We start from the raw sequence: 22,639 nt of genomic DNA, 5'->3' as shown, positions 1-22,639 counted from the left end.
AAATTGAAATATGCGATTTAAGGGTGTTCTATATTTAAGACTACCTTAGCCTTATCGGCCAAGATCGATAAACCTTTAGTTTATCCCGTTTTATAACGGTTGCACGGCCGACGGTTGTGTAGTTTTTTTATAGCGCTGCTGGTAGTTACTCTATTGATACGCTCATGGAGCTTGTCAATGATTTCTAGGGCATAGCGCAGTAACGGTTGCATATTATTGGTGTCGGCCTCGCTTTTTAGCTGTAAGGCAATAAAGCGGGTTCCGAAGGTGGCGCTTAACTCAAAACTTCTATCTGTGCCCGGTAATTGCGGGTTGCTGAAAACATACTGTGGCTGCTGTCCAGATCCGTCTTTACCTAGAGATACGGGTATAAAAAGTTCGGTTTGCAGTACGTCGGCATATAGGCCCGGGCTGTGTAATAGCGATTTACCGTTAGGTATGTCTATATCTATGCGGGTATGTAGGCATGAGATGTCGTCAAAAAAAAGAGGGTTTAAATGCGGGTAGGACTTGATAAATGGTTGGATGAGGCTGGCAAAGTGCTGGTCATATTCGGTTTGTTTGGGGACCTGTTGCTCATCGTCGAGAGAGTGTTTCATACTATCTATCCTTGGAATATTCCGGAAAGCTTTCCATGTATTAAGTAGGATAGCGAAAAAACGGTAATTTTCCATACGCAATAATGCTTACGCCCGGCTATCTGGGCGCATTATTTAGGCGGTATAGATCTGAGAGTTCTTACTTAACTAATTGATATATAATAAATTTATTGTTTTTTGCTATCGTGTTGCAGCGGCTAAAAAGATTTTTTAAGTAAGGCGCGTAAGGCAGATGTCGGTTGGCAACAACCCATAATTGGCCTTGCGGTTTAAGGCGCTCATAACTCTGGCTAAACATACGCTTGGCGATATAGTCACCGGTACTGTGTTGCTGATGAAAAGGTGGATTGCACAGTATTAAGTCTACTGGCAGGCCGGGTAATTGGCTGAGGCATTCACTGTGATAAAAACTAGCATCTTTACTTTGTTGGTGAGCTTGTTGGTAATTCTGTTGTGCTGAGGCAATAGCCATAAACGATTCATCAACAAAGTGTATGTGACTGTCTATTCTTTTTTGCTGCATGATGCGCTTGGCAATAATGCCCAGTACGCCATTGCCGCAACCTAAATCGATAATATTTTGCGCTGCCGGTAGTTGTTGAAACTGCTCGATAAAAAATCTAGCGCCTATATCCAAGCTCTCTTTTGAAAATACATTGGCGTGGTTGCTTAAGCTAAGTTCTAAGCTGGGTTCAGTAAAACGAATAGGGTAGGGCAGGCTTTGTATTTCACGCGATTCAACTTGCGGAAATATTAGCCGTGCTTTTTTATGCGCGTTGGAGGTGCAGGTGCTGCCTATAAACCGCTCGAAAATTTTGTACGTAGACATAGGCATATGTTTACACATACCTGCTGCAATAATTTGCCCGCCGTCGTTTAAGTGTTGAGTTAAACCATTGAGTTGAGTTTCTAGTAAGGCGGTAACCTTAGGTAACTTGATGAGAATTAGGTCATAGCTTTCAATCAATGCTTCCACTGAGCTGAGATAATGTAAGGACGTATTTAATTGGTTAGCTTGTAAGTTATGTTTTGTTGCCAGCTGGCTAATATAGGAATCGCCCCAGTGACTAATGCTGGCGACATTAGCGGCGGCCAAGTTTACACTTAAGGTGCCAAAGTGATCGTTAATTAGCAGTACTTTGCTATTGGCCTGTACTAGCTGTTGGCTGGCTATATGCTTAAGCAATAACTCGTCGGCAGCATCCCAGGCTCTTAGGCTTTGCTGGTTTTGCAAGGGTAGGCGATGCAGCCTTGTGGTGGCGACTGCGCTAGTAAAGGTTTCTGTGCTCAATGATCTAGCCCGGCCTGTAATAATTGTTGGGTGTAGGGATGTTGCGGTTTAGTAAAGACTTCGCCACTGTCGCCAGCTTCGACAACAGCGCCTTCTTTCATCACGATTAACTGATGGCTGATAGAACGCACCACCTGCAAATCATGGCTGATAAAGACATAGCTTAGCTGGTGGCGGCGCTGTAAGTCTTTTAGCAAATCCAATACTTGTACCTGTACCGAGCGGTCCAGCGCCGAGGTGGGCTCATCTAAAATAATGATTTTAGGTTTTAGAATGATGGCTCTGGCTATGGCTATGCGCTGGCGTTGCCCCCCTGAACATTCGTGCGGGTAGCGGTGGCGTAACTCTGGGTCTAGTTTAACTTCGTCTAGTACTTCTATGACCCGCTGTTCACATTGCGGCGGCGTTAGCTTATGAAAAACGCGTAAGCCTTCGCTGATAATCTCGCTAATGGCTAGGCGTGGGCTAAGGCTGCTGAACGGATCTTGAAACACTACTTGGATATCTTGCCGTAGCGGTCTAAAGATCGATTCAGAAAGCGGCAGTATATTTTGCCCTTGGTAATAAATGCTACCACTGGCTTTTTGCAGTTTTAATAAGGCCATAGCCAAGGTGCTTTTACCTGAGCCGCTTTCACCTACTATGCCTAAGGTTTGGCCGGGGTATAGCTGTATATCCAACGGCTGTAATGCGGTGAAATATTGTTGCTTGCTAAAAAACCAAGGCTTAGCCAGTGGATAATTAACCGCTAATTGCTTGCTGCTAAGTATGGGTAACGGTTGCTGGCTAGCTATGGGGACGGGATTGGCGTCGGGTTGTGCTTGCAATAACTCTTGCGTGTGTGGATGCTGGGGATGGCTGAGTAATGTAGCAGTGGCTTGGTGCTCAACGATTTTACCCTGTTGCATAACGTAGCAACGCGAGGCCATTTTTTTAACCACCCGTAAATCATGGCTAATCAATAAGATAGCCATATTCATGGTTTTTTGTAAATCTAACAGCAAGTCTAAAATTTCACTTTGTACGGTAACATCTAAGGCGGTGGTGGGTTCATCGGCAATTAATAATTTGGGTTTGTTGGCTATAGCCATGGCTATCATCACACGCTGGCGCTGGCCGCCGGATAACTCATGAGGGTAGCTATTTATTTTGCTAAGTGGGTCTTTTATTTTAACGCTGTTAAGTAGCTTAATTATTTGCTCTTGCAGTTGGCCGTTGCTAATCGCCTGATGCAGGCTGATGACTTCGCCAATTTGCTTGCCTACGGTTTGTAAAGGGTTTAACGCACTTAAGGGCTCTTGAAAAATCATGGCAACGTCGTTGCCGCGCAGTGTCCGTAATTTATTTTCTGGCAAACTTAAAACGTCAACGCCTTCAAAAAAAATCTTACCGCTAGGGTGGCTAGCTAAGGGGTAGGGTAGCAAGCGCATAATGGCATGTGCGGTAATGGATTTACCGGATCCACTTTCGCCCACTAACGCCACTGTTTCACCCGCGTTTATAGCAAGGCTGACATTGTTAACCGTGTAATTGGCATTGTTGTTAAAAGTGATTGATAAGTCATCAATGCTAAGTAGCGCTGTAGCAGTCATAGTATCCATTAGCTGATTAACCTTGGGTCTAGGGCGTCACGTACGGCTTCGCCTATAAATACTAATAAGCTTAACATGGTGGATAACACGATAAACGCACTGAGGCCTAACCAAGGGGCATGTAAATTCGCTTTTGCCTGCGCTACTAGTTCACCTAAAGAGGCCGAGCCTGGTGGTAAACCAAAGCCTAAAAAGTCTAAGGAAGTTAAGGTAGTGATGGCAGCGGTAATAATAAACGGCATGTAGGTTAGGGTGGCAACCATAGCGTTGGGTAATATATGCCGTAGCATAATGGTTTTATTATTTACGCCCATGGCCTTGGCCGCTTTAACATAGTCTAGGTTGCGGCCGCGCAAAAATTCTGCCCGTACTACGTCGACTAATTGGGTCCAGCTAAATAACAGCATAATGCCCAATAGCCACCAAATACTGGGGGTAATCATGCTGGCCAAAATAATTAAGATAAACAGTGCCGGCAGCCCCGACCATATTTCTATAAATCGTTGCCCCAGTAAATCTATCTTGCCTCCAAAATATCCCTGCACCGCACCTACAGTTATGCCTATGATGGAACTACCTATGCTTAAACTGAGGGCGAAAATCACCGATATTCTAAAGCCGTAGATCACCCGCGCTAAAACATCCCTAGCTTGATCGTCAGTGCCTAGCCAATTATTGCCATCGGGGGCGGAGGGAGCAGGGCTGGCGAGTTGATCGATGTGAGTGTCGTAGCTATAAGGGATTAAAGGCCATATCACCCAGCCGTTGTTTTCTAGTAAGTTAATAACATAAGGGTCGGAGTAATCCGCTTCTGTTTCAAAAAAACCACCAAAAGTGGTTTCGGGATAGGTAAAAATGGCCGGGGCATACAGCTCGCCTTTGTGGCTGATAATAAACGGTTTGTCATTGGCAATAAGCTCGGCAAACAGGCTAAGCACAAATAATAGGCTAAACAGTATTAAGCTATAAAAGCCCCTGCGGTGCGCACGAAAAATGGCCCAGCGACGTTGGTTGATAGGGCTTAAGTTTGAAAGAACAGTCACGTATAAACCCTATTACTGTTGCGCGTTAAAGGTGATACGTGGGTCTACCCACATATAGGTGAAATCGCTAAGCAGCTTCAATAGCAAACCCAGCAGGCTAAAAATAAACAGGGTGGCGAATATGACGGGATAGTCGCGGTTAATCACCGACTCATAACCCAGTAGGCCTAAGCCATCTAAAGAGAAAATAACCTCTATCAACATGGAGCCGGTAAAAAACATACTGAGAAAAGCCGCGGGGAAGCCTGCAATAATAATCAGCATGCCATTGCGAAATACGTGGCCGTATAAAATTTTTTGTTCGGTTAAACCCTTGGCTCTGGCAGTGACAACATATTGCTTATTAATTTCATCTAAAAAAGAGTTTTTAGTTAGCATGGTGAGGGTGGCAAAACCGCCTATGGTGTAAGCAGTAAGCGGCAGCGCCAAGTGCCAAAAATAATCTTTGATCTGACCCCACAGGCTTAATTGTTGATAATCATTGGAGTGCAGGCCGCGCAGCGGAAACCAATCTAAAAAGCTGCCGCCGGCAAAAATAACAATCAAAAATATAGCCAATAAAAAACCGGGGATGGCATAGCTAACGGTAATTACCGCGCTGCTAATAATATCAAAACGGCTGTTGTGGTTTATGGCTTTTTTTATGCCCAAGGGTATGGAGATTAAATACACTAGTAAGGTGCTCCACAGCCCTAAGGAAATAGAGACGGGCAGTTTTTCTTTGATTAAGTCTATAACCGAGCTGTTTCTATAGAAACTATCGCCAAAATCAAGTTGGCTATAGGCGATGACCATATCAATAAAGCGACGGTGGGCGGGTTGGTCAAAGCCGTACATTTGTTCAATTTTTGCCAAAGTTTCTGGTGATAGGCCATGGCTGCTAGTGTTAGAGGTTTCACCTTGGCTGGAGCCGCTAACCCTAGCGGTAGCAGAGTCGCCTATACCTTGTAACTTGGCGATCATTTGCTCTACCGGGCCACCGGGCGCCGATTGAATAATGACAAAATTCAATAGCATAATGCCTAATAGGGTAGGGATAATAAGCAGCAAACGTTTTAATAAATAATTAAGCATTAACGTTCACTCTTACGGTATTCGGGTTTTAGCCACCAAGTTATTAGGCTGTATTGATAATCATAATCATATTTCGCGCTGGTGGCGGGCTTGTTGAATTTATCCCAATAAGCTATGCGGTGACTGGCAATATAAAATTGCGGAATAAGATAGTGATGGTGCAGCAATACCCTGTCTAAAGCGCGGGTGCGGGTGACTAAGCTTTCCCTATCGGGCGCGCTAATCACTAACTCAACGAGATGATCTATAACCGGATTTTTAACCCCCATTAAATTGCGGCTAGCAGGCGTGTCGGCAGTGCTGGAGTGCCAATATTCTTTTTGTTCATTGCCCGGCGATAGTGACTGGCCAAAGCCGCTGACTATCATATCGTAATCAGCATCGCGCAAGCGGTTGATGTACTGGGACACTTCACTGTGCTGTATATGAGCTTTGATGCCCAACTTTTTTAAAGACTGAATATAGGGGTTAACAATGCGCTCAAAGCTGGGTTGCACTAGAGTGATTTCAAATTCAAAGGGTTGGTTATTACTGTCCACCAATTGATTATCAACAATGCGCCAGCCCGCTTGTTTCAGTAACTGGGTTGCTTTGATTAAATTGGCGCGGTTGTATTTATTACCGCTGGATACCGGCGCTTGATAGGGATGAGTAAATACACTGTTAGGCAATTGCGAGCGATAAGGTTCTAGTATGGCCAGTTCCTGTGGCGAAGGTAGGCCAGTGGCTGCTAGCTCTGAATTGGCAAAATAACTTTCGCTGCGCGTGTAGGCGTTGTAAAACAGATTACTATTGCTCCACTCAAAATTAAAGGCGAGGTTTAGTGCCTGCCTAACGCGCATATCTTGAAACAGCGGCCGGCGTAGGTTCATTAAAAAACCCTGCATACCTCTAGGGAGTTGGTGGGCTATTTCTTCTTGTATTAGCTCGCCATTGGCTAGTGCATCGCTGGCATAGCCGGTGGCCCATTGCTTGGAGGAGTTTTCTAAACGGAAATCATACTGTTTGGCTTTTAAGCCTTCTAGCAGAACATTGGCATCTTTGTAGTAGTCTATGACTATGCGATCAAAGTTGTAGAGGCCTATGTTAACGGCTATATCCTTAGCCCAATAATCCTTAACCCGCTTATAGCTGAGGCTTCTGCCGGGGTTAATATTGTCGAGGCTATAGGGGCCGCTGCCCAAGGGCATCTCTAAGCTACTACTGGCAAAATCTTTATCCTGCCAATAATGTTTAGGGAGTATGGCTAGCTCACCAACAATAAGTGCTAGCTCGTGGTTAACGGTGTTTTTAAAGCTAAAGCGCACGCGCTTGTTATTAAGTGCCTCTACCGATTCCACATCAGCGTAGAGGCTTTGGTAGAAGGGGTTACCTTTTTCCATGAGGGTATTAAAGGTAAACACTACGTCATCGGCGGTGATGGCGACGCCATCGTGAAACTTTGCCTTTGGCTGTAAATTGAAAATAATCCAGGAGCGGTCAGCTGGGTATTCCATGCTTTCAGCCAGCAATCCATAACGGGTGAAGGGTTCGTCCATACTGCTTACTGTTAGGCTATCGTAGATTAAACCTAAATGCGCTGCGCTATTACCCTTGGCAATAAACGGATTGAGGCTGTCAAAGCTGCCTTGCAGGCCTAGGCGTAGTTGTCCGCCTTTGGCTGAATGAGGTGACGTGTAATCAAAGTGGCTGAAGCTTGCTGGGTATTTGGCGCTGCCGTGCATGGCTATAGCATGGCTTTTGATGATGTTTTGTTCGCTTTTACTGTCATGCTGGCCAGCATGACTAAATTGGCCACTTAGTAGGCTAAGCAGTACTACAATAAGAGGCATAGCTACAGCTGGAATGGCCAGTTTATCGGTAAATCGGTGGATGTATAGGCTCATGGATGGCACTGGCTGCTTGATAAGGTGGGCGATGTAAGGTGTTTTAACATTGCAATCTAGGGTGAGTCGTAAGATTGCCTGCTAGTTATATATTAATGTTTTGACAATAAAACAAAGTTATCAAGAAGTTACCAGCGATGGAAGACTTCAGGCTATAATGCTGGGTTATTTAAACGATAACAACAATAAACCAAAATTTTAGTATTAGGGGTGAGTGTGGAGAGTAAAGATACAGCGTATTGGATTCAGCAGTTAAGCGATGTCCAGCTGCCAGTATTATCCGGCGTGATGCAGGAAATCAATGCTGTTACGCAATGTACCGAGTCCTCGGCCGAGCAGTTATCTGAACTGATTATGCGTGACTCGGCGCTCACCACCAAAGTGCTGCGCCTAGCCAATAGTGTGACCAATACCCGTGGCAGTAATAAAGTTAATACCATTAGCAGAGCGGTGGTGCAGCTGGGTTTTAAGGGTATTAAGGCCATCTCTCTATCAATTATGTTGGTAGATTCTTTGTTAAAAAATAAAGACAAAGAGCGCATGATGCAGTGGATGGCCCGTGGTTTTCACACCGCAGTACAGGCCGAAAACCTGATGAAGCAAATAGATAACCAAGCTGATGAAGAAGTGTTTATCACCGCCTTGTTATTGCATGTCGGCGATATGGCTTTTTGGAGTATGAAAGGTGAGCACGCCAAGCTCTTGCACAGCGCGCTGGATAGCACCGGTGATTTTTCCAGCCCACGTTTAGAGCAAAAAGTCTTGGGTACCACACTTAAGGAAGTAGGTGTAGCACTGGCCGATAAGTGGAATTTAGGCGAGGACTTAAAAGAAGTGTTAAGCCCTGGCCACAAACCTAGCCTGCGCACACAAGCGGTGTTGTTAGGCGAAAAGATCAGCGCTGCTGCCGAAAAAGGTTGGGATTCCCCCGAGTTTACTGATGTTTTGGTGGACGCCTCGATGTTTACCGGGGCTAGTTTGCAGGATATGCGCGCTCATATTATGGCCGGGGCCGAGCGTGCCACCACGGTGGCGCATACCTTTGGTGCCGAGTCTATTACTCGTTACATTCCTAAAGCGGATGGCGCAGAGACTGAGCCAGCCAAGGAAGCCGAAGCTACCCCTGCAGCAACGGCCATCAGTGCAGCAAATGATTCAGTCAATGCCGATGCCAAGTTACAGCTAGAGATATTGCGCGAAATGGGCAATATGATAGAGCATAATATTGATATAAATACCTTATTTAAGATGCTGACCGAAGGCATACAGAAAGGGGTGGGGTTTGAGCGCGTAGCACTGTGCTTAATCGATCCGCAAGTTACTGTGATGACAGCCAAGTATGTACTGGGCGCAAAAACAGAGCCGTGGCGCGATGAATTAAAAATGCCAGTAAAGGCGCAGCAAGATAATTTATTTGCCTACTGCCTGCATAAACAAGTTACAGCATGGATGAAGCGTAAAAGCAGTTGCGGCTTAGAGCACTTGATTAACAAGCGTATGCAAAATCTTATTGATGTAGATAACTGCGTGATTGCAGCTATCTATACCGGTAAGCGCACCATAGGCTTACTGGTGGCTGACCGGGGCATGAAGGGGGCCGATATTACCCAAGAACAATTCGATAGTTATTGCCACTTTGTGCAGCAGGCAAATAGCTCCCTGGCTATGTTGGCGGCACAGTCTAAGCGTTAGTAGCGGTTCATTACGTCTATATACAAGGTGAGGCGCTGGCCAGGTTGTAGATATTTCTTAGGGTTGACGCTATTCCAGCTAATAATATCTTGCAGATTCACTTTGAATTTGTCGGCTATGCCAGCCAGTGAGTCACCGCTGCGTACGGTATAGCCTAGTTTCTTCATTACTGCATCGCGCTGTTGTGCTTTCGCCAAGGCTAGGCTGGCAACTTTTTCCGCCGCGGGTTTAGCTTTTACCCACAGGCTGAGCTTTTGCCCAGGGCGTATCAAATCCTTAGGGGCAAAACCATTCCAGTGCGCAATCTGCTTACTACTCACGCCGTGTTTACGGGCAATGGTCCACAGGCTTTCACCTTCTTGTACTTGATGAAATACCTGTACCGTGCCGGTGCCACCGCTACGACGGCTTTTGATTTTTTCACTTCTTTGCTTGGCGCTATAGGCGTAGTGCTGGCTTTGCTGTGAGGCCATGGGGATCATGAGTTTCTGGCCGCTGCGTATCATATTGCCTTTGATGTTGTTGGTTTGGCGTATGGTTTCCACGCCGGTGTTAAAGCGCTTGGCTAACAGTAGTAGAGAGTCACCGTTTTTTACCGTATAACGCTGCCAATGTAAGCGCTGGGTTTTGCTGAGCAGGCTGACTTTTTCGCTAAACTGGCTGGCGTTATTGTGGGGCACCAATAATCGATGTGGCCCCTCGGGGTCAGTAGCCCAGCGGTTAAAGGCGGGGTTGAGTTTATAAATCTCTTCTATGTCCACCTCGGCCATTTCTGCCGCCTGTGCCAGATCGATTTGCGAGCCTATATCGACCACCTCAAAATAAGGCTGGTTGGCTACCGGATATAAGTTGAGGCCGTAGCGCTTGGGCTGCTCGATAAGCTTGGCCAGCGCCAGTAGTTTAGGCACGTAGCTGCGGGTTTCTTGTGGTAAATCTAGTGCCCAAAAATCGGTGGCCTTACCTTTTTTACGGTTCTTTCTAATAGCTTTGTTGACGGTGCCTTGGCCAGAGTTATAGGCGGCTAGGGCCAGCAGCCAATCGCCATCATAGTGGTCGGCTAGATATTGTAAGTAATCCAACGCGGCTTGGGTGGAGTCTAAGGTGTCGCGTCTGCCGTCATACCACCAGTTGCTTTTGAGATTAAACATTTTGGCGGTGCCGGGGATAAACTGCCACATACCAGAGGCGCGGCCGTGGGAGTAGGCAAAGGGATCGAAGGCGCTTTCTACTATGGGTAATAGGGCAATTTCGCTGGGCATATTGCGCTGTTCCACTTGCTCAATAATATAGTGGGCGTAGCGCTCGGCGCGCTCACTCACTCGGCTCATATAGCTGGGGTGGCGTTTATACCAGTTAAACTCGGCTTGTAGGCGTGGTCTATCTACTTGCTGCAGTTGATAACCCAAGGGTATACGTTGCCAGACGGTGCTGGGTTCTAACCAATAGGGCTGTTCGTTGTCGGGTTGGCTGAGGCTGTGCTCACAGCTGTGGGGGGCGTGATAGTGGGTGTATAGCTGTTGTTCCGGTAGCGACAGCTGACGGTAGTCTATTAGCGCAGGTTCGCTGGCTAGCGTGAATTTATCACCGTTAATCTGGCAACCAGTGAGCATACAGATGCTAAGTATAATTTGAGGTAATGCTTTTAACATATTGATTTTATATCTTATTTTGTGTTTTCGCTATTGCGGTTCATTGTAAGTAGCGGCTGGGCCTAGGTCAACGCCGCTGCTTAAAAATGGTTTTTCCAATCGCGGATAACCGCAAAGGTGTCGCCGCGGTTTAAGCCGCTGCGACCGCTATACTGCTCTGCGCTGCGGATCAGTTCAGGGCTTTGGCAGCGCAAAAAAGGATTAGTGGCTAGCTCTAAGGCGAGGCTGCTGGGCACGGTGGGCTGGCCCGCTTGCCGTTTGCTGCTATCGGCGACTATACGCACCTCTAGTGCGCTATTAGACGGCTCTAGCGCTTGTGCAAAGGCTAGATTGGCCAGTGTGTATTCATGGGCGCAGTAGACCAGTGTCTCGGCGGGTAGTTGCGCCAATTGTGCCAGTGATTGTTGCAACATGGCCGGATTACCTTCAAAGATGCGGCCGCAGCCGCCGGCGAATAGAGTGTCTCCACAAAAAACGCGCGGTTGATTAGGCTGGCCTGTGTTCTTAAGGCCTGTGCTTTTAAGGTCAGAGCTGTTGAGATCAGGGCTGAAATAAGCAATATGATCTAGGGTGTGGCCAGGTACCTCTAAAATCTCAAATGAGCTGTTTAGCAGCTCTATACGATCACCCGCCTTTAAATAATAATCTATGCCATTAATAAAAGGATTGTGGGGGCCGTATACTTGGGCGTGGTAATGGCTTTTTAACAGCGCTAGGCCATTGACGTGGTCGTAGTGGTGGTGGGTGATCAGTATGTGGCTGAGGTTAAGTTGGCGCTGCTGTAAAAAGTCCAGCACTGGCTGCGCCTCACCGGGGTCGACTACCAGTGCTTGCTTGGATACGCTGTGGTATACGCACCAAATATAATTGTCGTCAAAAGCAGGAATGGCTTCTATGGTTAGCATAATATAGGGAGTTTCTTGTGCGGCTTGGGCTATTAAGTATAGCTACTATGCAACGCAGTCTAAACAGGGTCAACATGAGAGTGTTAAAACTGTAGGTTGGGTCAAATTCGTTAACATTGCTAAACTCTGAGTAATCACATTAATAGCGGTTAGGTGTACACATGTTACGCGGTATATTACAGGGGATAAAATCGTTTTTTGTCGGTAGTGCAGTCAATCCTCCGCCCTTAGAATTGGTGTTTCCCGCGGTGGAGCACTGGTTTGAATCTGAGGAGGGGCAGGCCTTGCTCTGTGCCGAACAATATCTAATCAAGCGCTCATTAAACGGCTGCTTTGGCTACCACATACTGCAAATGAGTGTGACTAGGCAGCGCTCTTTGTGTCATACCGCCAGGGTGCAACATAAGTTTTGCGTGTATCCGGTGGCAGGTAATAAGCAGGGTCAGCGGGTAGATGTGGTTGCTGATATACAGCAGCTGCCGTTGGCTACTGGCAGTGTCGATGCGGTACTACTGCACCACAGCCACGAGTTTGCCGCCAACCCACAGCAGTTGTTGCGCGAAGTGGAGCGGGTGATGGTTAATGGTGGCCACTTAATCGTGGTGGGGTTTAACCCTTATTCATTAATGGGCTTGCAAAGTGTGCTTACCCGTTATTTACCGCGCTCAATTTGGCATAATAAAACCTTTAGCCATTCTCGTATGGAAGATTGGTTATCGCTGCTAGGCTTTCAGGTAACTCAGCGCCAGTTTGGCTACCACCGGTTTGCTGGCAGTCGTAAAAAGTCTCGCAGTAACTTTTGGCGCTTTATTAATCGCTGCGTAGTCTCGGCGACAAAAAAATTACCCTTGGGTAGTTTTTACTGTATAACGTCGGTGAAACAAGAGGCGGCTATGACCCCTGATAGCTCGCGTTGGCGCACAGCCGCTAGCGGCTTTACGACGCTGCGACCCAAGGCCAATATACGGCAGGGCAAGGTTATCCCCTTTAAAAAAATAGAATAGTAACTGCGAAGGTTTTAGTTTGAAAAAGATTGAGATATTTACCGATGGCGCCTGCAAGGGAAACCCAGGCCCTGGCGGTTGGGGTGCTTTATTACGCTACCAAGGCAATGAAAAATCCCTGTGGGGCGGCGAAAAAGACACCACCAATAATCGTATGGAGTTAATGGCCGCGATAGAAGCCCTGAAGTCCTTAAAAGAACCCTGCCTAGTACAGCTAACCACCGACTCACAGTATGTGCGTAAAGGTATTAGCGAATGGATGCTTAATTGGAAAAAAAGAAACTGGCAAACCGCCAGCAAAAAGCCTGTCAAAAATGTCGACTTGTGGAAGGCGCTGGATGCCGAGGCCAGCCAACATCAAATAGAGTGGCACTGGGTAAAAGGCCATAGCGGCCACAGGGAAAATGAAATTGCCGATCAATTGGCCAACCGCGGTATTGATGAGCTGTAAGGCTTAGTAAAAAACTTAGCAAGAAGTTTAGTTAAAGGCTTAGCAACAAGGTTAGTAAATATGCGTCAAGTTGTGTTAGATACAGAAACCACCGGCCTAGAGCATCGCGAAGGCCACCGGGTTATTGAGATAGGCTGTGTAGAGCTGGTGGATAGAAAACTCACCGGCAGGCACTACCATCAATACATCAATCCCAATCGCGATATAGAGCAGGAGGCCATAGGCATTCATGGTATTACCAATGAATTTCTGGTGGATAAGCCGCTATTTTCGCATATTGCTGATGATTTTTTAGCCTTTGTGAAAGGGGCCGAATTAGTCATACACAACGCGCCCTTTGATATGGGTTTTTTGAACAACGAGCTGGCGCTACACGATAAAAAGCTTGGACGGTTAGAACAGTACTGCGGCGTTTTGGATACCCTGGCTTTAGCAAGAAAAAAACACCCCGGCCAGCGCAATACCCTCGATGCCTTATGCTCGCGTTATGGTGTCGATAACTCCCAGCGTGATTTACACGGCGCCCTACTAGATTCGGAAATATTAGCCGACGTTTATTTACTTATCACCGGCGGCCAAACCAATTTATTGCTGGCCGATAGCGACAATAATCAACAGGGCGAAGCCGTGGCAGAGCTACGCCCGGTGCAGGCTGACCGCGCACCGTTAAAAGTGATTACGGCCTCTGCCGAAGAGCTAGCCTTGCATGAGCAGCGCTTGGATGAAGTAGAGAAAAAAAGTGAAAGTGGTTGCCTCTGGCGCAGCTAAGCGGCGAGCGTCGTTATGAATCTAGTGCATTAAAATAATAAATAGGCCCGGTGCTGGCCATAATCTTGTGCTAAGGCCTTAATGCAAACAACCACAGTTTCTTCGTTGTGTAAGCGCAGTGATAGCGTTTTTCCTTTCCAGCAAGGCTCAGCGCTTTGCGTCAACAGATAGTATTTATTCTGTACGCTATACAGCAACGCTTTGTTATGGGGCGGTAGCGCCTCGTCAATAATTGCGCCGGTAAAATCACTGGCGACTTTTGTGAGTTCTAAATCTACCAACTTAGTCTGTGTGCGGGTGATTCTGCTTAGTAAGGCTAGCTGCAATTCCGTTTCGCCCTTTTGCTCATGGTGCATACTAATAATTAGTGGCTGGCCAATGTTGAGCCTAGTGCTGATTTTGATTTCGGGTGTTTGCAGGCACAGTGTGGTTTCATTATCCAGTGCCACACCCCAGGGGCCAGCGCTGGATTTTGGCAGCGGCGGTAGCTCAATATCGGCGGCTTTGTTTTGACTTTTTACATTGTGTACGTAGCGGTACAGGCTGTGGTTAAAACAATCATTAAAGCCGCTAAACAATGCCAGTTTTGTCTCTTGATACAGCGAGTAATGCTGATGGCTTTGTTGTTGCGAAAACGCCACCAGCTGGGTCATTAAGGCTGCTGAGGCAGCAAATATATTTTTGCTACTACCGGCTTTGGCGCTACCTAACGTAGCTAATTGTTGTTGATAGTCGCTTTTTATCGCGTTAGTAAGTTCAGCTAAATCCAGCCCTATGCCTACCACCTCAGGGAGATTAGCCGCGCTGGCAAATTGCATCATTGCTGAGTGGTGGCAAGGTATGGCGTGGCAGGCTTGTGGCTGTTGGTTAGGCAGTTTAAATAAACTCACCAGGGGTATGGCGGCCAGCAACTGAGCAATAACATGCTGATGTAAGCGACTATTGATGGTGCTGAAATCGATGATGAGTAATAACTGGTAGCGTATATAAAGTGCTTTTAGGCTTACCGGGCTGTCGCTGCATAGGCTGATTTGAGTTTGTTCTAACTGTTGCGGTTCATAGCAGGCCAGCGCATAAAATAGGCTGTTAAGGGTTTTGATAGAGCTGTTGGGTAGTGGGGTCAGCATGGCGCTGTACAGCCATTGCTCCATACATAGCCAGTCTATAAGTGTGTAGGCTAGAGACTGTGCTTGGCGTCTTTGCGGCCCATAAATTAAATTGCTAGCTTGATATAGTGGCATATACAGTTGTTTGTAAATGCTGATAATACTTTTGCAAATCGACTTAATATCTTCTACTTGTAGCTCCTGTTGCTTTTGCTTATTGGCCAGCGGCTGTAGGTTGCTACTGTGTATATAAGCTTGCAGTTGTGGCTGTAGCAATTGACTATAACCCGCTACCAGCTGCTGTTTTTTACGCTTGGATAAGGCGCATTTAGCAATGTTATTAAGCTCGTCACTGGCGAGGCTAATAAGCTGCTCAACATTTATCGCTTTGCTGTTAAAACGTTTATTGATTTCATACAGGCTGAGTATATTGCCCAGCTGGCTTTTGGGTTTGAGCTTTAAGGCTTTGTAATCCAGATCTAGTGTTCTTGCCGGCAGGCTGCGGCCAAGGTATTGGTCAAGGGCAATACGAATTTTTTGCCACTGATAGTGAGCCAACATTTTACCGTTCTGCCATCGTTGCTTAGCGTTTTTTTTGCCTGTAACTAAACTTGGTCGTTGGGCAACGGGCAGCGTAGATACAAAGTGATAGTGAGGGGTAAGCTGTTGCTCTAATAATACCAAGGTGTTGAGTACACCGTTTTGTAAGCAGGGCAGTTGTTGGCCCTCTTTGCTGAACAGGTGTTTGCCGGCCTGGAATTTTTTTTGCTGGCTGTGGCTGCTAATAAAGGCTGTTAAGTCTATAGGTTCGGGTTGGTTAACGAGTTGCACGGCAGCGTCTAGATCTGGCTCTGCGGTTTGCTCAGGCTTTGGCTTATCTAGGCTGGATTTAGCTTTGGTCTTGGTAAGGGCGAGATCCAGTTCATCGTCGCTGCTGAATAGGGCATCTGGGTAAAATTCTTGGCTTTCTACAGAAATCTCATAATCAGAATATTTATCAGTTGCGGCCGTCAGCGCGGTGGTATTTTCGGCAGTGATTTCTGCGGTTTCTATAATTAGCTTGTTGCCGGCTAGTGTGGGTGGCTCGGCGTTGTTGGCGGGCTTGTCAGTGGGATTACTGGGCTCAGTCATAGCAGGTAGTCGGTATAGGTATAAAAAGAGGGGATAATAAAAAGGGCCTATAAGACGGTGCTTATAGGCCCTGAGTTTGCTTTACAGTAAGTAGGTTACCGCGTAAAGACCTACGCCGCCCAGTACAAAAGTGTAGGGTAGCGCCATCCAAACCATCCTGCCATAAGACAAGCGAATTAACGGCGCTAAGGCCGAAGTCAGCAGGAATAAAAAGGCAGCCTGGCCATTAGGTGTAGCTACACTGGGTAAGTTGGTACCGGTGTTAATCGCTACTGCCAACAGCTCGAACTCTTCACGATTGATAGTGCCCGCATCCAGCGCCGCTTTAATTTCATTGATATACACCGTGGCAACAAACACATTGTCACTAATCATGGAGAGTACGCCGTTAGCTAAGAAGAACATGCTGGGCCTAATAGCGGCGTCCATGGCCAATACATGGTTAATAATTGGGGTGAATAAATGCTGTGTGTGAATTACCGCAACAATAGCAAAAAACACCACCAATAAGGCGGTGAAGGGTAGTGACTCTTCAAAGGCGTGGCCGATTTGATGTTCTTCAGTAATGCCGTTAAAGGCGGTGAGTAATACGATGATGGTTAAGCCTATGATGCCAACTTCGGCAACATGAAAAGCCAGTGCCAACACTAAAAATACTGCCACTACAGCTTGTATAATTAAACTGGCAGTGTCGCGCTTAGTGCGTTTGCTTTCCTCTTCTCTGGCGAAGTCCTCTAACACAGAACGTACCGAAGAGGGCAGCTCGGCGCCGTAGCCAAACTTACCGGTAATCTCTAATAGCAAGCAGCAGAGTAAACCGGCGACCAGTACCGGCATTGTTACCGGGGCCATCACTAAGAAGAACTCAACAAAGCTCCAGCCTGCGCGCTGCGCGATTAACAGATTTTGTGGCTCACCGACCAAGGTGCAGACGCCACCCAGTGCAGTACCTACGGCACCGTGCATGAGCAAGCTACGTAAGAAAGAGCGAAACTGCTCTAAATCACTGCGGTGATATTCAATAACGCTGTCATCGTGGCTGTGATCGTGATTGCTGTGGGCGGGCTTACCTGAGGCTACTTTGTGGTAGACCGCATAAAAGCCGACACCGACAGTGATTAATACCGCGGTTACCGTTAGGGCATCTAAAAACGCACTTAACACCGCCGCAGTAATAGAAAATAGTAGAGCCAGTATTTTTTTAGAACGTACGCCCAACAATATCTTGGTGAACATGAACAGCAATAGCTTTTGCATAAAGTAGATGCCGGCCACCATAAAGACCAATAGCAAAATAACCTGTAGGTTGGCGGCGACTTCTGCATAAACAGCTGCTGGCGATGCCATGCCTAAGATAACGGCTTCTATAGCCAATAAGCCCCCGGGCTGTAAGGGGTAGCACTTCAGTGCCAGGGCTAGGGTGAAGATAAATTCTAGTATTAACACCCAGCCAGTCACAAAGGGGCCTACGGCGTACAGCAAAAAAGGGTTAACTATGAGAAATGCAATAATGGTTGTTTTGTACCAACTGGGTGACTGCCCCAGAAAATTTTGCATGAATGCTTGTGGCATAGTGTGTGCCATAGTGGCTCCTTTAATCTTATTGGTTAGGGTGCTTAATTCTAGCAGCCCCCATTAATACATTGAAATATAATACTTTTCTAGTTTTTTGCAGTGTAATTTATCGCTTTATTGTTAATTCCTTCCCACAGGGATCAGAATTGGCTGTTAATTGATCGCTTGGCTGTTGGCAGCCTAGGATTGCTGTTTTAAAAATAGCTTATTGCAAAAATAACAAAGACTTAGCGCACAAATTATCAGTAAAAAGACAGGTTAACTGAGAAAATGACGCTATACTGTGGCGCTAACAGATAATAATAGTTTGTCAGCTAAATCATTACCTTTTGTCATATAAAGATAAGCCATGGCCACAAGCCAGTCTTTTCGACAGAGTTCTTTTATAAGGAGCAATCGTGTCTCTGGATGTAGCAATAAACCTTACTTCCCTGAAGTTGGTAAAAGAGGAGCTGGAAAACACCCTAGCGCATGCCAGCACAGAATTTGAAGCCTTTCTGGCTAATGATGAGGATTTTAATCACGCCGAGCACGCGCTTAAAGCGATGCAGCAGCTAGCGGGTACCTTTAAATTAGTTGAATTTCCCGGTGCGGCCTTGTTAGCACAAGAAATGGCGGAAACCTTACGTGCACTAATCGCCGGGGACATTAAAGCCAGCGATGCCGTGCTAGGTGCTATTACCCATAACTTATTCGTATTGCCCCGCTATATAGAATATATAGGCATACGTCAGGCGGCTTTACCTAGCTTATTAATCCCCTACATCAATGAACTGCGGATGGTACGCAAAGAATCACTGCTGCCCGAATATCACTTTGTGGGTTTTGACGTAACTGTCAGCCCTACCTTAGAGCCCGGCGAGCCTCAGCTAAGTTTGTTGTTAAGCTCGGTAGGGCGTTTGCGCCATATGTATCAAGTGGGCTTTTTGGGCTTAATCAGTGAGAAGCGCCCCAGTCCGTATTTTGCCCAGCTAATACTGCGCGCCTTATCCCGTGTTGATGCGATGTTGGTGGGGCACGAGGGCCGCGAGCTATGGTATTTGGCCAAAGGTTTGGCCAGCTGCTGGGCGGCAGCACCATTAGAAGTCACTTTAAATAGAAAGCGGTTACTGGCCGCTATAGAAGGCCAGTTTAGGCAGTTAGTCAGCTTAGGCGAGCAGGCTTTAAGCCAAGATCACAGTCAGCTAAAAAAAGACTTACTATATCTTATCGCCACCACAGATACGGACGATGGCTGTGTGCAGGCTATTAAGCAGGCTTATGCGCTGCCAGCGATAGGCATGAGCAATAGTGAATTGACGCAGCAGCGCGAGCACATGTATGGCCCTAGCATAGATACCATGGAGTCTGTGGTTAAGGTTATTAAAGAAGAGATCAGGCATACCAAAGATATATTGGAAATCGCCTCTCAAAATAATGCTATACAGCAGGATGATCATCAGAACTTATTGGAGCTAGTGTCTCGCATAGCCGACACGCTAGGTATGCTAAATTTATCTGGCCCTAGAGAGCTGTTACAGCAAGAGTTAGAGCATATCAAAAGCTGGACTCAGCAGGCTGACAACGGTGGCAGCAATGCCTTTCACAATACCGCCGACACCTTGTTATTTATAGAGGGTGCTTTATCCAGCTTAGAGCGGCGTGAAATTAGTGTGGCCGAGCTTAATAGTGCAGATGATCAAACCCGTAAAAAAATTATTGCCGAAAGTCATTTGGCGGAAGCGCAGCGGGTGGTGTTAGTCGAGGCTGAGGCAGGTATTGCTCTGTCCAAGCGCGCCATCAGCTCCTATGTAGAGTCTAACTTCGATGCTGGCCATATATCCAATATAGCGGTGACACTGAATACCGTACGCGGCGGTTTACTGGTGTTAAATTACGATCGCGCGGCAGCGATATTGAAGAGCTGTGGGGCGTTTATAGACAGCCACATACACGATAAAAACGCCAGCGAGCATCGCCACCAATTATTGGAAACACTGGCCGATGCGTTAATAAGCATGGAATATTACCTAGGGGAAGTTGCCAGCGGTCATAAGGTCAATGATAAAATACTCACCGTTGCGGAAGAGAGCTTGGCCGCCTTGGGATTTGCCGTGGATAATGCCTCATAGCAGCGAGCTTTAGGCAATAAACTAGGCGCAATAACAACAATAAATAACGAGTAGGAAAGACTATGGTTTATATGGCACTAACGGCAGGCCTAGTGATTGTGGCAGTCATTGTTGTCGTTGTCGCTGCTAAAGCCTTGTTTAAGCGCAGCTGGTTGCTGGGCTGGCTTAGAGGCACGGGCGGATTATTATTATTGTTGCTGGCTGCAGCCTTGGTGTTATCGGCATTAGATTTTTACAGCTATAGGCAATATCAAAATAATAAGTCCATCGCCAATATCAGCTTTAACGAGCTGGCCCCGCAGCATTACAAGGTGTCGTTAATTGGCGATGACGGTATAGAGCACAGCTATGAATTGCGCGGTGATTTGTGGCAACTGGATGTACGTTTATTAACCTGGTCTGATTTTTTCGCCCGCATGGGCTTATTGCCCGGGTATCGCCTAGATAGATTAAGCGGCCGCTACGTGTCGCTAGAGCAAGAAAAATACGCCCCCAGAACAGTGCATGCCTTAGCGAAAAGTGAATCTGGCTTAGACGTATGGCAGCTGTTACATAAGCACGGCAAAACATTCTCACTAATCAGTAGCGACTACGGCAGCGCAACCTATCTACCCATGAAAGACGGCGCCTTATATGCGGTGAAGCTCACTCATAATGGTTTAGCCGCTAGCCCATTAAATGACCGAGCTCAGCAGGCTATAGCAAACTGGCAATAGCCCACGGCTAGCAGCAAACAGCCAATAGTGGCTTGACTTGCCACAGCACCGCAGACACTATATCAAGGCCCGCATAGCGGGCCTTTTTATTATCTGGAATATAGAGGTGTTTTTTGGAGTTTTTAACAAGCTACGGCCTATTTTTGGCAAAATCAGTCACCTTTGTGGCGTTATTACTTATTGCCGTGGCAGGCCTAATTGCCATTAGCAGCAAGAGTAAAAAAGACGCTCAGGGATTTATAGATGTCGAGCCCTTAAATGACAGCTTCGATGACATGGAAGATGCAATTAAAGAAGCGGTACTTAGCGAAGAGCAGCTAAAGGCCGAGCATAAAGCGCAAAAGAAAAGTGACAAAGCCCTCGCCAAGGCGCGCAAGAAAAACCCTGAAGCCGGGGTAAAAAAACGCGTCTATGTACTAAATTTTGATGGTGATATGAAAGCCTCGGCGGTACATAACTTGCGCGAAGAGATTACCGCCCTGTTAACTATGGCCAAGCCTGAGGATGAAGTGGTGCTGCGCTTAGAGAGTCCGGGTGGCATGGTGCATAGTTACGGTTTAGCAGCCTCACAGCTAATACGTATTAAAAACAAATCCATACCGCTAACTATCGCAGTAGATGCGGTAGCCGCTAGCGGCGGCTATATGATGGCCTGCGTAGCCGATAAAATACTGGCAGCACCTTTTGCCGTTATCGGCTCTATAGGGGTATTGGCACAGCTGCCTAACTTTCATCGCTTGTTAAAGAAAAATGACATAGACTTTGAGTTATTTACCGCCGGTGAGCATAAACGCACGGTAACCATGTTTGGTGAGAATACCGAAAAGGGCAAGGCCAAATTTACCGAGGAGCTAGAAGATACTCACGCGTTATTTAAAAGCTTTGTAGCCGATAACCGCCCACAAGTGAAAATAGACGACGTTGCCACCGGTGAAATTTGGTATGGCAGCCGAGCGCTAGAGCGCAATTTAGTGGATGAGCTGCAAACCAGTGATGAGTACTTATTATCGCTGCGCGATGACTGTGATATATACGAAATTAACTTTAGTCACAAAAAATCCCTGTCGGAAAAGCTAGGGCTGGCGGCAGAGGCCGTAGTCGATAAAACGCTGGTTAAATTGTGGGGGCAGGCCAACAGCAATCAGTTGCATTAAGTTTTACTGATCCAGCGCCTCTATACCGTGCCAGTCTGTCATTTGATATTTCATTAGCAGGCTTTGCAGCTGGCCGGTACTTCTTAACTCCTCAATACCTTGATTAATCAATTCTAGGTACGCTATGGAAGACGGGAGTTTGGGTGAGCAGGCGATATATATTTTGCTGGGCGGGGTGGCATAATCGGCAAGTTGTATTTGCTGTTGCCAGTGTTGTTTTTTCAGCGTTCGTTCAATGACTATCTCAGAACCCAGCACCACATCTAAGCGGCCTGCAATCAAATCCAATAAATTGTTTTCTAAGGCATATTTACCTTTGGCTTTTTTAACTTGGCTATCGTTAGTGTTGTTTGCAATATAGACATCTAGCTCGCGTTGATAGGCGTAGCCGTTGATGACACCTAGGCGTTTATTATGCAGGGAGTCACTTTTTTGGTAGTGCCAGGCCTCATCAGCACGTATATAAAATGCCATTCTGTCCACGGCCTGGTGTTGCTGCGAATATATAAAGTCGGGGGCGTCACTTTTATAGGCGCCTACAATGCAATTTTTTTTGCCTTGACGTACTAAGTCCATAGAATTTTGCCAGGACATGATTTGATAATTTAACGTATGGCCGCCTCTGCTTAGGCCGTAGCGGGCCATTTCTATCATATAGCCAGGGTCGGGGGCGTTAGGTATGCCATTAAAGGGGTACCAGCGATCAGAGACTATAGTCACTTCATCAGCCATGCTGTGCAGGCTGTAGAAAGCGCTTAGTAAGATGACTAAATATTGAAGATAGGTGGGGCGCATTTATAGCTTAATCTCGGTAAGCAAGGCTATTGCAGTCCATGTCGTTTCGCGTTGCCCGTTGTTATTGTCGTTATACATAATGCTACCATGCTAGCCC

At 46.6% G+C, this 22,639-nt stretch carries 18 protein-coding genes; 7 read left to right on the top strand and 11 right to left on the bottom strand.

The window, feature by feature from the left end; genetic code table 11:
* Window positions 1-80: 80 nt before the first annotated feature.
* The 6 genes from B067_RS0111140 to B067_RS0111115 form a co-directional block, all read right to left on the bottom strand.
* Window positions 81-599: a hypothetical protein gene (locus B067_RS0111140; RefSeq protein ID WP_019530168.1), complete on the bottom strand. Its 519-nt coding sequence runs from the start codon at window positions 597-599 to the stop codon at window positions 81-83.
* Window positions 600-738: 139 nt separating this feature from the next.
* Window positions 739-1,890, bottom strand: coding sequence for a methyltransferase (locus tag B067_RS0111135; RefSeq protein WP_019530167.1), 1,152 nt, complete (start codon window positions 1,888-1,890; stop codon window positions 739-741).
* Window positions 1,887-3,491: an ABC transporter ATP-binding protein gene (locus tag B067_RS0111130; protein ID WP_019530166.1), complete on the bottom strand. Its 1,605-nt coding sequence runs from the start codon at window positions 3,489-3,491 to the stop codon at window positions 1,887-1,889. The genes B067_RS0111135 and B067_RS0111130 overlap by 4 nt, the downstream gene beginning before the upstream one ends.
* Window positions 3,491-4,525 carry an ABC transporter permease gene (locus B067_RS0111125; RefSeq protein WP_019530165.1) on the bottom strand — a complete coding sequence of 345 codons (1,035 nt, stop codon included), beginning with the start codon at window positions 4,523-4,525 and terminating at the stop codon, window positions 3,491-3,493. Before B067_RS0111125 ends, B067_RS0111130 begins: the two co-directional genes overlap by 1 nt.
* A gap of 12 nt (window positions 4,526-4,537) precedes the next feature.
* On the bottom strand, window positions 4,538-5,599 hold the full coding sequence (locus tag B067_RS0111120; protein ID WP_019530164.1) for a microcin C ABC transporter permease YejB: 1,062 nt from the start codon (window positions 5,597-5,599) through the stop codon (window positions 4,538-4,540).
* Window positions 5,599-7,485, bottom strand: coding sequence for an extracellular solute-binding protein (locus tag B067_RS0111115; RefSeq protein WP_019530163.1), 1,887 nt, complete (start codon window positions 7,483-7,485; stop codon window positions 5,599-5,601). Before B067_RS0111115 ends, B067_RS0111120 begins: the two co-directional genes overlap by 1 nt.
* Before the next feature lie 216 nt (window positions 7,486-7,701).
* On the opposite strand from B067_RS0111115, the gene B067_RS0111110 reads away from it, so the two are divergent.
* Window positions 7,702-9,177 (top strand): HDOD domain-containing protein, encoded by a 1,476-nt coding sequence (locus tag B067_RS0111110; RefSeq protein WP_019530162.1) that lies wholly within the window; start codon window positions 7,702-7,704, stop codon window positions 9,175-9,177.
* On the opposite strand, the gene B067_RS0111105 is transcribed toward B067_RS0111110, so the two are convergent.
* Window positions 9,174-10,787, bottom strand: a complete 1,614-nt coding sequence (locus tag B067_RS0111105) for a lytic transglycosylase (protein ID WP_240472854.1) — start codon at window positions 10,785-10,787, stop codon at window positions 9,174-9,176. The two genes, B067_RS0111110 and B067_RS0111105, sit on opposite strands and share 4 nt — an antisense overlap.
* Window positions 10,788-10,906: 119 nt before the next feature.
* Complete coding sequence (gene gloB / locus B067_RS0111100; protein ID WP_019530160.1) at window positions 10,907-11,731, bottom strand: hydroxyacylglutathione hydrolase; 825 nt, start codon at window positions 11,729-11,731, stop codon at window positions 10,907-10,909.
* Window positions 11,732-11,892: 161 nt separating this feature from the next.
* Between gloB and B067_RS21300 the strand changes: the two genes are divergently transcribed.
* From B067_RS21300 to dnaQ, 3 genes are read left to right on the top strand one after another with little or no spacing between them, the layout of a single operon-like run.
* Complete coding sequence (locus B067_RS21300) at window positions 11,893-12,735, top strand: class I SAM-dependent methyltransferase (protein WP_019530159.1); 843 nt, start codon at window positions 11,893-11,895, stop codon at window positions 12,733-12,735.
* A 19-nt stretch (window positions 12,736-12,754) separates the two neighbouring features.
* Window positions 12,755-13,186 (top strand): ribonuclease HI, encoded by a 432-nt coding sequence (gene rnhA, locus B067_RS0111090; protein ID WP_019530158.1) that lies wholly within the window; start codon window positions 12,755-12,757, stop codon window positions 13,184-13,186.
* A 60-nt stretch (window positions 13,187-13,246) separates the two neighbouring features.
* Window positions 13,247-13,954, top strand: a complete 708-nt coding sequence (gene dnaQ / locus B067_RS0111085) for a DNA polymerase III subunit epsilon (protein WP_019530157.1) — start codon at window positions 13,247-13,249, stop codon at window positions 13,952-13,954.
* 29 nt (window positions 13,955-13,983) lie between these two features.
* On the opposite strand, the gene B067_RS0111080 is transcribed toward dnaQ, so the two are convergent.
* The gene (locus tag B067_RS0111080; RefSeq protein WP_019530156.1) at window positions 13,984-16,191 is read right to left on the bottom strand and encodes a hypothetical protein; all 2,208 of its coding nucleotides are present in this window, start codon (window positions 16,189-16,191) and stop codon (window positions 13,984-13,986) included.
* Between the two features lie 81 nt (window positions 16,192-16,272).
* Window positions 16,273-17,775 (bottom strand): sodium/proton antiporter NhaB, encoded by a 1,503-nt coding sequence (gene nhaB, locus B067_RS0111075; protein ID WP_019530155.1) that lies wholly within the window; start codon window positions 17,773-17,775, stop codon window positions 16,273-16,275.
* A gap of 389 nt (window positions 17,776-18,164) precedes the next feature.
* On the opposite strand from nhaB, the gene B067_RS0111070 reads away from it, so the two are divergent.
* The 3 genes from B067_RS0111070 (at window position 18,165) to sohB (ending at window position 21,747) form a co-directional block, all read left to right on the top strand.
* On the top strand, window positions 18,165-19,877 hold the full coding sequence (locus B067_RS0111070; RefSeq protein ID WP_156820817.1) for a FimL-related protein: 1,713 nt from the start codon (window positions 18,165-18,167) through the stop codon (window positions 19,875-19,877).
* 62 nt (window positions 19,878-19,939) lie between these two features.
* Window positions 19,940-20,593 (top strand): hypothetical protein, encoded by a 654-nt coding sequence (locus B067_RS0111065; RefSeq protein WP_019530153.1) that lies wholly within the window; start codon window positions 19,940-19,942, stop codon window positions 20,591-20,593.
* A gap of 113 nt (window positions 20,594-20,706) precedes the next feature.
* Window positions 20,707-21,747, top strand: a complete 1,041-nt coding sequence (sohB, locus tag B067_RS0111060) for a protease SohB (protein WP_019530152.1) — start codon at window positions 20,707-20,709, stop codon at window positions 21,745-21,747.
* Between the two features lie 3 nt (window positions 21,748-21,750).
* Here sohB and B067_RS0111055 read toward each other — a convergent pair whose 3' ends face one another.
* Complete coding sequence (locus tag B067_RS0111055; RefSeq protein ID WP_019530151.1) at window positions 21,751-22,542, bottom strand: substrate-binding periplasmic protein; 792 nt, start codon at window positions 22,540-22,542, stop codon at window positions 21,751-21,753.
* Between the last annotated feature and the right edge of the window lie 97 nt (window positions 22,543-22,639).

The organism is Dasania marina DSM 21967 (genome assembly GCF_000373485.1).
GTDB lineage: Bacteria > Pseudomonadota > Gammaproteobacteria > Pseudomonadales > Dasaniaceae > Dasania > Dasania marina.
The sequence above is the reverse complement of the archived record's forward strand: the minus strand, read 5'-3'. Positions and strand labels throughout refer to the sequence as shown.